Source organism: Hydrogenophaga sp. T2 (assembly GCF_049843535.1).
GTDB lineage: Bacteria > Pseudomonadota > Gammaproteobacteria > Burkholderiales > Burkholderiaceae_C > Hydrogenophaga > Hydrogenophaga crocea.
Genome location: NZ_JBBHZJ010000006.1, coordinates 25,161 through 38,451 on the forward strand (window position 1 = coordinate 25,161; position 13,291 = coordinate 38,451).

General features: G+C 68.9%; 14 protein-coding genes. 3 read left to right on the top strand and 11 right to left on the bottom strand.

Annotated elements, in window-relative coordinates:
- The 4 genes from WDZ95_RS14755 to WDZ95_RS14770 all read right to left on the bottom strand — a co-directional run bounded on the left by WDZ95_RS14755 (position 1) and on the right by WDZ95_RS14770 (position 2,683).
- Complete coding sequence (locus WDZ95_RS14755; RefSeq protein WP_425779452.1) at positions 1-522, bottom strand: TRAP transporter small permease subunit; 522 nt, start codon at positions 520-522, stop codon at positions 1-3.
- Between the two features lie 19 nt (positions 523-541).
- Complete coding sequence (locus tag WDZ95_RS14760; RefSeq protein ID WP_287469225.1) at positions 542-1,627, bottom strand: TRAP transporter substrate-binding protein; 1,086 nt, start codon at positions 1,625-1,627, stop codon at positions 542-544.
- Positions 1,628-1,966: 339 nt separating this feature from the next.
- Complete coding sequence (locus WDZ95_RS14765; protein WP_425779454.1) at positions 1,967-2,449, bottom strand: Lrp/AsnC family transcriptional regulator; 483 nt, start codon at positions 2,447-2,449, stop codon at positions 1,967-1,969.
- 45 nt (positions 2,450-2,494) lie between these two features.
- Complete coding sequence (locus tag WDZ95_RS14770) at positions 2,495-2,683, bottom strand: DUF6496 domain-containing protein (RefSeq protein ID WP_425779456.1); 189 nt, start codon at positions 2,681-2,683, stop codon at positions 2,495-2,497.
- A 159-nt stretch (positions 2,684-2,842) separates the two neighbouring features.
- Here WDZ95_RS14770 and WDZ95_RS14775 point away from each other — a divergent pair, with 159 nt between their 5' ends.
- The gene (locus WDZ95_RS14775; protein ID WP_425779458.1) at positions 2,843-3,322 is read left to right on the top strand and encodes a type III secretion system chaperone; all 480 of its coding nucleotides are present in this window, start codon (positions 2,843-2,845) and stop codon (positions 3,320-3,322) included.
- A gap of 170 nt (positions 3,323-3,492) precedes the next feature.
- Positions 3,493-4,998 carry a hypothetical protein gene (locus WDZ95_RS14780; RefSeq protein ID WP_425779460.1) on the top strand — a complete coding sequence of 502 codons (1,506 nt, stop codon included), beginning with the start codon at positions 3,493-3,495 and terminating at the stop codon, positions 4,996-4,998.
- 14 nt (positions 4,999-5,012) lie between these two features.
- Here the strand turns inward: WDZ95_RS14780 and WDZ95_RS14785 are convergent, their stop codons facing one another.
- From WDZ95_RS14785 to WDZ95_RS14810, 6 genes are all read right to left on the bottom strand, one after another.
- Complete coding sequence (locus tag WDZ95_RS14785) at positions 5,013-6,467, bottom strand: aldehyde dehydrogenase (protein WP_166228793.1); 1,455 nt, start codon at positions 6,465-6,467, stop codon at positions 5,013-5,015.
- 25 nt (positions 6,468-6,492) lie between these two features.
- Positions 6,493-7,311 (bottom strand): ABC transporter ATP-binding protein, encoded by an 819-nt coding sequence (locus tag WDZ95_RS14790; RefSeq protein ID WP_166228795.1) that lies wholly within the window; start codon positions 7,309-7,311, stop codon positions 6,493-6,495.
- Positions 7,308-8,099: an ABC transporter ATP-binding protein gene (locus WDZ95_RS14795; protein WP_425779463.1), complete on the bottom strand. Its 792-nt coding sequence runs from the start codon at positions 8,097-8,099 to the stop codon at positions 7,308-7,310. Before WDZ95_RS14795 ends, WDZ95_RS14790 begins: the two co-directional genes overlap by 4 nt.
- A 140-nt stretch (positions 8,100-8,239) precedes the next feature.
- Positions 8,240-9,268: a branched-chain amino acid ABC transporter permease gene (locus tag WDZ95_RS14800; RefSeq protein ID WP_425779465.1), complete on the bottom strand. Its 1,029-nt coding sequence runs from the start codon at positions 9,266-9,268 to the stop codon at positions 8,240-8,242.
- A 6-nt stretch (positions 9,269-9,274) separates the two neighbouring features.
- Positions 9,275-10,177 (bottom strand): branched-chain amino acid ABC transporter permease, encoded by a 903-nt coding sequence (locus tag WDZ95_RS14805; RefSeq protein WP_425779467.1) that lies wholly within the window; start codon positions 10,175-10,177, stop codon positions 9,275-9,277.
- A complete protein-coding gene (locus WDZ95_RS14810; protein ID WP_425779469.1) occupies positions 10,177-11,373 on the bottom strand; it encodes an amino acid ABC transporter substrate-binding protein in 1,197 nt (398 codons plus the stop codon). The genes WDZ95_RS14805 and WDZ95_RS14810 overlap by 1 nt, the downstream gene beginning before the upstream one ends.
- A gap of 205 nt (positions 11,374-11,578) precedes the next feature.
- Here WDZ95_RS14810 and WDZ95_RS14815 point away from each other — a divergent pair, with 205 nt between their 5' ends.
- Entirely contained in the window at positions 11,579-12,547 is a 969-nt protein-coding gene (locus WDZ95_RS14815) for a helix-turn-helix domain-containing protein (protein WP_166228805.1), read from the top strand.
- On the opposite strand, the gene WDZ95_RS14820 is transcribed toward WDZ95_RS14815, so the two are convergent.
- Positions 12,538-13,083, bottom strand: coding sequence for a glycine zipper 2TM domain-containing protein (locus WDZ95_RS14820; protein ID WP_425779471.1), 546 nt, complete (start codon positions 13,081-13,083; stop codon positions 12,538-12,540). The two genes, WDZ95_RS14815 and WDZ95_RS14820, sit on opposite strands and share 10 nt — an antisense overlap.
- Positions 13,084-13,291: the final 208 nt, after the last annotated feature.

Below are 13,291 nucleotides of genomic sequence, written 5' to 3' on the forward strand. Positions count from 1 at the left end.
TCAAACACGGCTGTCCTCCGCGGTGTCGTGGCCGGCCAGCAGGCGCACCAGGTGCGCGAGCTGCTGCAGCACCAGCAGGCCGTAGCCGACCGGGATCAGCGCCTTGATGGCCCAGCGGTACGGCAGGCCGCCCGGGTCGGCCGAGCGTTCGTCGATGGCATACGACTGGCCCACGTAGGCGATGGACAGCTTGATGAAGGCCAGGCTCACCGCGATCAGCAGCAGCGCGGCGGCCACATCGACCGCACGCTGCAGCGGCTTGGGAAAGCGCGCGTAGAACAGGTCCACCCGCACCTCGCCGCCGCGCTGCACCGCGTGGCTCATGCCCAGCAGGATCAACGCCGCGAGCAGGTGCCATTCGAGCTCCTGCGCCCACACCGAGCCCACGCTGAAGGCATAGCGCAGCAGCACGTTGACGGCCACCAGGCCGATCATGACCAGCGCGATCCACGCGGTGAGCGAACCCACGCGGTCGATCGCGCCCTCGACGAACCCGGCCAGCGGGCGCAAGGGCTTGAACATGGAAACCGCCTTTCTGCGCTCAGCCGCGGACCTTGATGTGGTACGCCTCTTCGCTGATCTCGCTCCAGCGGTCGTACTTGGCCTTGAAGGCGAAGTAGGAGTCGTGCACTTTCTTCACCAGCGGGTCTTTCACCGCATCGGCCAACACCTTGTCGGTCTCGGTGCGCAGGGCCTTGATGACGTCGTCGGGCAGCGGGCGCGCGATCACGCCCTGGTTCTTCACCAGGTCCTCCATGGCGTCGGAGTTGGCCTTCTGGCACCAGCCTTCGCTGATCACGTTGCAGGCCGCGGCCGCGTTGCTCACGATGGCCTGCAGGTCCTTGGGCAGCTTGTCCCAGGCGGCCTTGTTGATCAGCAGCTCGGACACAGTGGACGACTCGTGCCAGCCGGTGGTGTAGTAGAACTTGGCCGCCTTCTGCAGGCCCAGGCGGCGGTCCTGGAACGGGCCCACGAATTCGGCCGCGTCGATCACGCCGCGCTCGAGCGCGGGGAAGATCTCGCCGCCCGGCAGCACCTTCACGTCCACGCCCAGGTTGGCGTATACCTTGCCGGCCAGGCCGGGGATGCGCATCTTCAGGCCCTTGAAGTCGGCCACCGACTTGATCTCCTTCTTGAACCAGCCGGTCATCTGCACGCCGGTGTTGCCGCAGGGCATGGCCACCATGCCGAAGGGCGCATACACCTCGTTCCACAGGTCGATGCCGCCGCCGTCGTAGAGCCAGCCGTTCATGCCCTGGAAGTTCATGCCGAAGGGCACGGCGGTGAAGTACTGCGCGGCAAAGGTCTTGCCGGTCCAGAAGTAGCTGTTGGCGTGGTTCATCTCCACCGTGCCGGCGCGCACGGCGTCGAAGCCCTCGAAGGCCGGGATCAGCTCGCCCGCGCCGAACACCTGGATGTTCAGGCGCCCGTCGGACATCTCGCGGATGCGCTTGGCGAGGTCGGTGGCGCTGCCCGGGCCGTCCATGTAGAAGGGCGAGCCCTTGCCATAGGCGCTGGTCATCTTCCAGTTGAAGCGCGCGCTCTGCGCGTTGGCCACGGCGGGCGCACCGACCACGCTGGTGGCAAGGGCGGCGCGGGTGAGGAATTGGCGGCGGATCAGGCTCATGGTCAGGCTCCAGTCGGTTCGGATGGAAGGGACGGCGTGCCGTTTGTTCGGCGACGGAAGCGCCTGTTCGCAAACCCTGTGCCACGCGGTTTTCCCCGCCCGCGCGGCCGTCGATGGCGCCTCGGTGGGGCAAATCGGTACGCATGCTTCCGGTTTTGGTGCACACCGGCGGGCGGCGGCGGCCGGCCTGGCCGCCGAATGTTCAGTGCAATCGCCTGCTGCCGCCGTTTGTCATGCAACAAGCGGCATCCCGTGCCGCGATGGCCGACGTTTGTGCGCCCCGGGCCCCGCGCGCGAACGATTGGCAAGCGGGCACAGCGCCGGTGCACCCGCGGCGCGTCACAAACGGGCGCCGCCGCGGCGGTTCTTCACGCGCGTGAGCAGGGTCTTGCAGTCCACCGCGGTGATCTCGGGCCGGTTGAACACGTGGCGGTGCACGAAGGCCTCGAAGCTCGCGGGGCTCTCGGTGAGCACGTGCACGTGCAGGCTGCGCAGGTCGCTCATGATGTAGAGGCTCACCACCTCGGGGCAGTCGGCCAGCTCCTGCGCCACGCGCTCGATGGCCGAGGGCAGCACCACGATGTCGAGGAAGGTGGAGTTCACCTGTCCGAGCTTCTCGGGGTTGATGACGGCCGCGAACAGCTCGATCACCCCGCTGGCCTGCAGGGCCTGCACGCGGGCGCGCGCATGGGCGCGCGAGATGCCGAGCTGGCGCGCCAGGTCGGCGAACGAGGCGCGGCCGTCCTTGATGAGGATGTTGAGCAGCGCGCTGTCGAGCTTGCTCAGGCCGAGGTCGGGGGCAGGGGCGGCGGGGTGGCTCATGGCCAGCGCCCAAGCAACCCCCAGGCCAGGCCGCGGCGCGGCCGCTCAGCGCTTGGCGGCCGGGCGCTTGGGCACCTGGGCGCCCGCGCGCCGCGCTTGCGACAGGCCGATGGCCACCGCCTGCTTCGGGTCGGTGACCTTCCGGCCCGAGCCGCCGGAGCGCAGCTGGCCGCGTTTCATCTCGTGCATGGCCTGCTCGACTTTCTCGGCCGCCTTGGGACCGTACTTCGCCATGGTGTTCTCCACGGATCAACAGACCCGCCCCAGGCAATCGGCGTACCGGCGCGCCGCGCCGGCCGGCCGGGGGAGGCCGCCCGCCGTGCTGCCTAGACACGGAACGGCCCGGGCGGCCCCGACGACCCACGGCATCCGGCCTCTCCAGGAGCTCGTCGCATGCACCCCCTTCAAGACGCCCAGGATGTCCAGCGCCTGCTCGAACAGGCCCGGGACCGGCTCGGCCAGATCGCCGAGGTGGACGGCACCGACGACGCCAGCTGGTGGGTCGGGTTCCACCACGGCGGCGGCTTCGCCGTCGAGTGGTCCGGCCCCTGGGCCTGCGTGGTGTTCACGGCCGGCCTCGGCCTGCCGCCCCCGGGCGGTGAGCTGGCCGCGCTCAACCTCGCGCTGTCCTACAACGCGCTGTGGCGCGAGGTGGGCCACCTGCGCATCGCGCGCGACGGCGACCAGGGCGAGCTGATGCTGATCGGCGAGCTCGGGCCCGACGACGGCGACCCCGACACCTTCAACGCGGCCCTGCTGCACTTCGAATCGCTGCAGCGCTGGTGGAGCGACGCGATGGCGCGCGCGGCACAGCCCGCGGGCCCGGGCGCCGCCGCGGGCATCGACCAGGCCTTGCTGCTCGGCCGTATCTGAGCCGAACGGTTTAGGGCGGGAACAAGGGTATCCGGGCCACCACACAAACCCGTCGTTGATCGATCCGTCAACAGGCGGTCGAGGGAGGCAACGGCGTTGCGTCGGGGCCTTGGCCCGATCGTCTCGACTTCATCTGTCTGCGTTCCTGCAACCCATCACGTTCTTGCACCATGGCCAATCCTCCCAGCCTGTCGCTTCCTCCTCAGCGCGCCCTGCCCCCGCTGCCCGACGCCAAGAGTCCTCTGCGCCCGCAAGTCTCTGCCGCCCGCCTCCCGGGCAAAACGGCCACCCTCATCCAGCAGCGCCAGCAGGTCAGCAGGTCTTACCTGCCCCGCGAGCTGCGAGCGAGGCTGGCTGCCGAGCCAGGCGCTTCGGACCATCAGCCCGTTGGCGCGCAACAGACCGTGGCCCTTGCCGTGAAGAACAGTGCGGCAACCGCGACGCTACCGCTGGGCCCCATGCCCAGCGGTCCTGCTGCCGTACCGGGTTCGGACGCGCCCACGGCCCAGCGCCCAACCCAGGCCCAACCGCAATCCCAATCCCGGCCCAGTTCGGCACAGGTTCGCGCACACCTGACCCAACTCGCGCCGGTGCAGGGTGCGTTCAAGTCCTACGTTCGGACCTTCAACAATGAACTGCGTGACCAGCGAACCCTGAGCACGATGAACTACCTGCACGGCATGAACCACGGCGGCGTTGCCGAATTTGCGGAGCGCGCCGCCATGGGAGAAGAAGGACGGCTCAGAACCAATTTCAAAGCCGAGTTCAAAGCGCAGGTCGCGAAAGAAGCCCAGAAACTTGAACGCCAACCCAATCTGAGTGCCGCCGCCAAAAGGTCGGCACTGAAGAACTTCAAGGCGGGGCTGAAAGAGCGACTCACCGAAAAGCTCCGCAACATGGAACGGGTCGACATTGCCCCCCTCCAGCGGGCATCCGAAACGATCGGCCCATTCAATGGCGTCAACCGGCAAGAAGAGGATGCGGTCAAAGAGGCCATGGAGCGCATGTTCAGCAGCCACCTCCAACTCTTGTCGGTGCTGTCGGTGGGTCACCGGAACGACAGCAAGGCCAAAGCCATTGCGGCCCTGGAAAAGACCCTCGACGAAAAGCTGGAACTGGTCAGCAGAAAGCGCTCGAACGGCGAGGGCGCGTTGCCCATCGTCGTCAAGGTCAAGGCCAAGGACATCGGAGGCCGATTGGCCGTGGAGATCTTCACCCGCCTGGAGATCTTGCTGCAGACCTATGAGAAGCACTGCGCCGATCTCGATTCCCCCGATTTCGAGGCAGCCAGCCGCATGAGAGGTCGTACGGTGACGGAGATCAGGGAGCAGATCGAAAGCTTCCCGATCAAACTGGAGATGACCATTGAGCTGCTGTTGCAGGCCGCCCAGTCGGATGCCATCAAGAACGTGCCGGATGCTCGAAGCGCATTGAGTGAGCTCGCCTACGCCCTCCAGAACTTGAAAGTCGCGCTGGAAAAGCCGCTCCAACGGGTGCTCGACGTTGTGGACGCGCCCGTGCAGGACGTCGTTGCGCACAGGGCACTGACGCGCCGGACCCACTCGCCAGATCGCGCAGCGGCCAAAGCCGCCTGGGAAGCCGTTCAACGCACCGCGGCCCCTGCCGAGAAGGCGCTTCAGCCGTTGACGGCCAGCCAGCACGCCAAGGCCGCCTGACGGCGGCGTGCTGCTCAGAACGGATAGTGCCGCGGCGTCGTCTGCACCGTGATCCAGCGCAGCTCGGTGAACTCGGCGATGCCGGCCTTGCCACCGAAGCGGCCCAGGCCCGAGCCCTTCACGCCGCCGAAGGGCATTTGCGCTTCGTCGTGCACCGTGGGGCCGTTCACGTGGCAGATGCCGCTGTCGATCTTGCGCGCCACGTTGAAGGCGCGCGCGATGTCCTTGCCGAACACGGCCGCGCTCAGGCCGTACTCGTTGTCGTTGGCGCAGGCGATGGCCTCTTCGACGCCCTTCACGCGCACGATGCACTTGAGCGGGCCGAAGGTTTCTTCGCGGTAGACGCGCATCTCGGGCGTCACGTGGTCGAGCACGGTGGCGGGCATCAGGGTGTCGGTGCTCTTGCCGCCGCACACCAGCTTCGCGCCCTTGGCCAGCGCGTCGTCGATCAGCTCGTTGCAGAAGTTCACCGTGGCCATGCCGATCACCGAGCCGAGCACCACGGGCTCGGGCTTGCGCGGGTCGCCCACGGGCAGGTTCTTCGCCTTGTCGCCGAACTTCTTCACGAACTCGTCGGCGACCTTCTGGTCCACGATGATGCGCTCGGTGCTCATGCAGATCTGGCCGCTGTTGGCGAACGCACCGAAGGCCGCGCCGTTCACCGCGTCGTCGATGTCGGCGTCGTCGAGGATCACCAGCGGCGCCTTGCCGCCGAGCTCCAGCACCACGGGCTTGAGGTATTTGGCGCAGGTCATCGCGATGATCTTGCCCACCTTGGTGGAGCCCGTGAAGTTCACGCGCCGCACCGCGGGATGGGCCACCACGGCCTCGACCACGGCGCCGGCGTCGGCCGGGGCGTTGGTGATGTAGTTCACCACGCCCGCGGGAAAGCCCGCGTCCTGGAACGATTCGACGATGAGCTGGTGGGTGCGCGGGCAGTTCTCGCTGCCTTTGAACACCACGGTGTTGCCGCAGGCCAGCGGCACGCAGATGGCGCGCACGCCGAGGATGATGGGCGCGTTCCAAGGCGCGATGCCCAGCACCACCCCCGCGGGCTGGCGCACGCCCATGGCGAGCGAGCCCGGCACGTCCGAGGGGATCACCTCGCCCGAGATCTGCGTGGTGAGCGCGGCGGCCTCGCGGATCATGCCCGCGGCCAGGAAGCAGTTGAAGCCGGCCCACATGGCGGTGCCGCCGGTCTCGGCGGCCACGGCCTCGATGAACTTGGGCGTCTTGGCCTCGAGCGCGTCGGCGGCTTTCAGCAGCAGCGCGCGGCGCTCGCCGGGACCGGTCTCGCTCCAGGTCTTGAAGGCCTCGGCGGCGGCCTCCACCGCCATCACCGCGTCGGCCGGGCTGGCCGCGGGCGCGCGCGTGGCCACGCTGCCGTCGAGCGGGTTGCGGCGCTCGAAGGTGGCGCCTTTTTCGGCCGTGACCTTGAGGCCGTTGATGAGCATGGACAGATCGGACATGGGTTCTCCTTGCGTTCGTGTGGTTTCAGGCGGGGGTGGCCGTGGCCTTGCGGCGGTTCACGGCGTCGGCGGCATTGGTGGTGCCGCTCGCGGGGTCCTTGTCGGCGCCGAGGTAGGCCTCGCGGATGACGGTGGAGCGCGCGAGCAGCGCCGCGGGGCCGCTGGCCACGATGGCGCCGCGCTCGAGCACGTAGCCGCGGTCGGCCACGGCGAGCGCCTTCTTCACGTTCTGCTCCACCATGAGCACGGTGGTGCCGGCGTCGGCGATGCGGCGCGCGATGCCCAGCAGTTCGTCGACCATCTTGGGCGCCAGGCCCAGCGAGGGCTCGTCGAGCATGAGCAGGCGCGGCGCGCTCATCATGGCGCGCGCCACCGCCACCATCTGCTGCTCGCCGCCGCTCATGGTGCCGGCGAGCTGCGAGGCGCGTTCGCGCAGCTTGGGAAAATCGTTGAAGGCCTGCTCGATGCGGCGCGCGCGCTCGGCCTTGGGCACCAGCCAGCCACCAAGTTCGAGGTTCTCGGTGACCGTCATCTGCGGGAACAGCTGCCGGCCCTCGGCCACGAGCGCCACGCCGCTCTGCACCGTCTCGTGGGTTTTCTCGGGCAGTTCCTCGCCGTTGAGCAGCACCGCGCCCTGGCGCGGGATCAGGCCGTTGAGCGCCTTGAGCAGCGTGGTCTTGCCCGCGCCGTTGGGGCCCAGCACCACGGTCAGGCCAGGGCGCGCCTCGAGCGTGAGGTTGCGCAGCACCAGGAAGGCGCCATAGCCTGCGCTCAGGCCGTCGATCTTCAGGTGCGCGCGTGGCGCGCCGCCGAGGCGGAAGGGTTCGGGGCGGTGCCACATCATGCGGTGGCCTCCGTGTCGGTCTCGCTCATCTCGTCGCCCAGGTAGGCCTCGATCACCTCGGGGTTGCGGATCACGGCGCGCGGCACGTCGTCGGCGATCTTGCGGCCCTGGTGCAGCACGATCACGCGCTCCACGTGGCGCAGCAGCGTGCTCACCGCGTGCTCGATCCACACCACGGTGAGGTCGAGCTCGTCGCGCAGGCGGCGGATCAGGCGCGCCATTTCCTCCACCTCGTTCTCGGTCAGGCCCGCGGCCACCTCGTCGAGCAGCAGCAGCCTGGGCCGCGTGGCCAGCGCCATGCCGATCTCGAGCAGGCGCTGCTGCGAGGGCGTGATGGCCGCGGCCGGCAGGTCGGCCTGCGCCGACAGGCCGATCAGGCCCAGGATGCTCTCGGGCGTGCGCAGCACCCAGGGCACGCCGACCTCGTCGCCCCAGAACAGGTACTCGCGCCGGCGCTTGCCCGCGAACTTCAGGCCGAAGGCGATGTTGTCGCGCACGGCCATGTCGCCGAAGGTGCGCGGGGTCTGGAAGGTGCGCGCCAGGCCCTGGGCCGCGAAGCGGTGCGGCGCCTGGCCCGCCAGGCCGCGGCCGCGCAGCTCGAGCCGGCCGCTGGTGGGTTTGGTGACGCCCGAGATGGCGTTGAAGAAGGTCGTCTTGCCCGCGCCGTTGGGGCCGATGATGCCCACGAGCTCGCCGGGCATGAAGACCGCGCTCACCCGGTCGACGGCGGTGAGGCCGCCGAAGCGCACGGTGATGTCCCGGGCTTCGAGAAGTGCTTGAGTCGACATGTCAGCCACCCCATCCGTCGACGCAAGCCATGCCGCGCGAACCGAAGCCCCACCCAGGGATGCCGAGGCACCGGCTTTGCCGGGCCTCTGGCATCGCCCCCTTGAGGGGGTCGCGCGCAGCGCGGCAGGGGTGATTCCGATCAATACACATGGCGGGCCTCGCGTTGTTGCTTCTCGCGCTGCTTGCGCCGCTCGGTCTCGCCGCTCAGGTCGTCTCTGGTTTCGCGCCACCAGACCTTGCTGTCGCGCCACCAGCCCTTGAAGGTCTCGGCGCGCACCGAGGCGAGGCCGCCCGGCAGGTACAGCACCGACAGGATCAGCAGCAGGCCCAGCGACATCATGTAGACCTGCGGCACCTGCAGGCGCAGGGTCTCGGCGAGCACGCTGAACACGATGGCCGCGATCAGCGGGCCCCACAGCGTCATGGCGCCGCCGATGAGCGCGATCAGCACGGTCTGGAAGCCGATGAAGGGGTTGAACACGGTGTGCGGGTCGATGTAGGTCCAGCGCACGCTCATGGCCGCGCCCACGGCCCCCGCGATGGCCGCGGTGAGCGCGAAGCCCGCGGTCTTCACCAGCCGGGTGTTCACGCCCAGGGTCTGGGCGCGCTGCTCGTCGGCGCCGATGCCCTGCATGGCCAGGCCGAAGCGCGTGCGGCGGATGCCGATGGACAGCGCCACCGCCAGCACCGCCAGCAGCAGCACGGTGAAGTACACGGTGTCGCGCTCGGGCACCACCATGAGCACGCGGCCCACGGTGCCGGTCACGCTTTTCTCGAAGTAGCTGATGGCGTGGCGGATCAGCTCGGTCATGCCGAAGGTGAGCACCGCGAAGTAGGTGCCGCGCAGGTGCAGCACGGCCGCGCCCATGAGCACCGCGATGCCCGCGGCGATGGCCGCGCCGAGCGCGATCGCCACCGGCCAGCTCAGCGATTCGAGGCCGATGGCGCTGGTGTAGGCGCCGATGCCGAAGAAGGCCGAGGTGGCGAGCGAGAGGTAGCGCGTGGTGCCGCAGAACAGCGCCCAGCTCGAGGAGAGCGCCACGTACATCAGGCAGGTGAGCGCCATGGAAACCACGAACTCGCTCGCGAAACCGGGCAGGGCCACGGCCCAGCCGGTCAGGCCGAAGAGCACCAGCAGGTCGCGGATGAGGAACTGTCGGGAGGTCATGCGGGTTCAGGCCTTGCGGGTCTTGCGCGCGAACAGGCCTTCGGGTCGCAGCAGCAGCACGCCGATGAACACGATGTAGCTCAGCAAGGCCTTGAGCGAGGGGTTGGTGAAGTGCATGCCGATGGCCTCGATGACGCCCAGCAGCAGGCCGCCCGCGAGCGCGCCGCCCATGCTGCCGAAGCCACCCAGCGTGATGACGATCAGCGCCGTGACGGTGTAGGGCTCGCCCATCGAGGGGCTGATGGTGTAGGCCATGGACAGCAGGCAGCCCGCCACGCCCGACAGGCCCAGGCCGATGCCGAACATCAGCGGGTGCAGGCGTTTGGTGTCGATGCCCACGAGCTGCGCGCCGGTGGGCGATTGCATGAGCGCGCGCACGCCCTTGCCGAGCAGCGTGGTGCGCAACAGCACGATGAGCGCGCCCGCGAACAGCAGCGCGAGGCCGAACACCAGCAGCTTGTTCACCGCGAACTGCGCCTGGCCGCCGGGCAGCGGGATGGCAAAGGGCTGGGTGAGGAAGTCGTAGCCGCGCAGATCGCCGCCCCAGATCCAGCTGATCGCGTTCTGCACCAGGAACATCAGGCCGAAGGCCACCATGAGGCCGCGCGCCTCGAACACGTCGAGGTTGGGCGAGGTGGCGGTGAGGCGGCGAAAGCACAGCCAGTGCACCGCCACGCCGATGCCGAACAGCAGCGCGAACGAGACCGGGATCATCCACAACGGCGAGAGCCCGAAGCTGGCCGCCACCATCCAGGTGACGAAGGCGCCCACCATCAGGAACTCGCCGTGCGCGATGTTGAGGATGCGCATCAGCCCGTACTGCAGGTTCAGGCCGAGCGCGACGAGCGCATAGATGCCCCCGGTGATGAGACCGGAGGCGATGAGCTCGATCCAGGCGGAAAACGACATCACTTCCAGGCGGGCTTGTTCGGGTTGAGCTTGGCGGTGGCGAGCTTTTGCGGCCACACCACCTCGAACTCGCCGTTCTGCCACTGGCCCACGGTGCCTGGCGTGCCCACGTTCTCGCTGCCCTGAAATTTGATGTCGCCCAGGATGGTCTTGTGCGTGGTGTTGGCCACGTAGTCGCGGATGGCCTTGCGGTCCAGGCCGTGGGCCTTCACCGCGTTGGTGAGGATCTCCAGGCCGGCCCAGCAGGCGCCGCTGGCCCAGCGGTCGGGTTCCTTCTTCTGGCTCGCCACGTGGGCGTCGAAGTAGGCCTTGGCGCCCGGGCTGGTCTTGCTGTTCCACGAGCCCATGCCCAGCACGCCTTCGGCGCCGGCGGCGGTGATCACGTTCTTGTAGAGCGGGAAGGCCGTGCCCACCGAGGCGTAGAAGAACTTCGGGTTGAAGCCGATCTCCTTGGCCTGGCGGCTCGCGAGGATGGTGTCGGGCGGGTAGGTGAAGCCCACGAACGCGTCGGGGTTCTTGTCCTTCATCGAGCGCAGCACGGGCGAGAGGTCTTTCACGCCGCCGGGGTAGCTCTTGTCTTCGACCATGTTGATGCCGCTGCCCTGCAGCGCCACCTTAAGGGCCGCGTAGTTCTCCAGGCCGAACAGGTCGTCCACGTAGATCACGGCCACGCTCTTCACGCCGTTGGCCTTGAACATGTCGACCAGCGCGTCGCACATGGGCTTGGGCTGCTGCAGCAGCAGGAAGAAATACGGCAGCTTGAGCTCCACCAGGCGGCGCGAGAGCGCGGTGGGCGCGAGGAAGGGGTACTGGAAGCGGTTGGCCAGCGGTGCGACCGCGAAGTTGGCGTTCGAGCCCCAGGGCGGCAGCACCAGGTCCACCTTGTCGCTGCCCATGAGCTTTTCGTAGGTGCGCACCACGGTTTCCACGTCGCTGCGGTCGTCGCTGCTGATCAGCTCGATCTTGCGGCGCACGCCCTTCACGTCGAGACCGCCCGCGGCGTTCTGCTGCTCGGCCCAGAGCAGGAAGTTGGGCTCCTGGCTGGTCTGCGCGCCGCCCGTCCAGGGACCGGTGCGCGACATGCTGTAGCCGATGCGCACGGGCGCGTTCTGGGCCATCAACTGCGGGGCCACCGCCATCGCGCCCACGGCGGCGGCGGTCTTCTGCATCATCACTCGGCGGTTGCTCAAGGCCATGGCTTGTCTCCTGTGTGTGGGGGGTCCTCGGACGCGGCCATGGTAGGAAAAGCCGTCATGGGCCGCTATGCCGAAGGCGCACTGTCGGCTTGACCAATCGCGCATGGCGATGCGGGTTTTCCCGCAATGCCGGGGCCGCGCAGGGGCTTGGGCGGCACGGGACAATGTTTCCCCCTGCCCGCCCGCCCCGCCCACGGAGACCTGCATGAGCGCCACCCCCCCGATGAGCACCGACGCCGTGGCGCCCAAGGAGCGCGCCGCGATCTGGCGCGAATGGGTGTGGACGCACTTCGGCGGGCTCGACTCCGACCTCTACGGCGACACCGACTTCGAAGGCCACATGAGCGCTTCGCGCGCGGGCGAGGTGATGCTCACGCGGCTCGAGGCCAACCGCCACCGTGTGATCAAGAGCGACCGCCAGGCGCGCGCGGGCGAGCGGCCCTACCTCAAGATCGTCGCGCCCTGGCGCGGCAGCGCGGGTGTGCAGCAGTCTGGCCGCGAGGCCTGGGTGCGGCCCGGCGGCTGGGCCATCTACGACACCACCGGCACCTACGCGGTGGCCAACCCCGAGCAGGTCGAGCACCTGATCGTGATGCTGCCGCGCGAACAGCTCAGCGAGCGCGGCCTCGCGCTCGAGCCGCTCATGGCGCGGCAGATCGGCGGCGTGAGCGGCATTGCGCGCGTGGCGCTCGAGACCATGCGCACCACCTACCAGGAGCTGCCCGGCATGAGCGAGGCCGCGGCGCGCGGCGCGGGCGAGGCCATCGTCGAGCTGGTGCGGCTGTCACTGCTCGAGCTCGCGGGCCGCGCCGACGGCCGCACCCAGCTCGAGGCCTTCCGCGACCGCATCCGCGTGCACATCGGCCACCACCTGCGCGACCCCGCGCTCTCGCTCGACCACATCGCCAGCGCGATGAACTGCAGCAAGCGCCACCTGCACAAGGCCTTCAGCGCCGAGGACGACACCCTGGCCCACTACATCCAGCGCCAGCGCGTGGAGGCCTGCATGCGCGAGCTGGCCGATCCGCAGCGCGCGGGCCGCACCATCACCGAGATCGCGTTCTCCTGGGGCTTCAACAACACGGCGCACTTCAGCCGCGTGTTCCGCGAGCACACGGGGCTCACGCCCTCGGCGTTCCGCGCCCGTGCCTCGCTCGCACCCGCTCAGGACTGAGCGGGCGGGGTCGTGTCGACCTTGCCGTCTTTCACGGGCAGCGTGGCGCCCGGTTTGAAGTCGGTGCGCACCACGGCCTCCTGGCCGTTGAGGCGGTAGGTCACGTCGTAGCCCAGCAGCTTCTGGCTCTTGTCCTGCACCGTGCGGCAGCGCTGCTCGGTGGTGGTCACGGTGTCGCTCTGCTGCATGTTCTTCTGCACCTGGTTGCCGGCGTAGCCGCCCGCCACCGCACCGGCCACCGTGGCCACGGTGTTGCCGCTGCCCTTGCCGATGGTGCTGCCCAGCAGGCCGCCGGCCACACCGCCGATCAGGGTGCCGGCCACGCGGTGCTCGTCCTTCACCGGCGCCTGGCGGCGCACGGCCACGTTCTCGCACACCTCGCGCGGCGTGGAGACGGTGGTCGTCACCTCCTTCACGGCCAGCACGTCGGCGTGCCGGGGCTGGGTGAGGGTCTGGTAGCCGCCCACGGCGCCCGCGCCGAGCACCACCATCGCCAGCCCGCCCAGGGCCATGCCTTTGATCATTGACTTGTCCATGTGCTCACTCCTTTCGCCGCGAATCTAGGCGCGGCCGCGGCAGTGCCTGTTACCGGACGTGTCGAGTGTCCGAAGCCTGAAACAGATGGCTGCGGGGCTTTACCGATGCGCCACACGCCGGGCCCGTGCGGACATGCGCACCGGCGCACACGGCGCCGATACCGGGGGGGAGATCCGGGCCTTCGACTTGCCTAGCATGCGCCGCTCC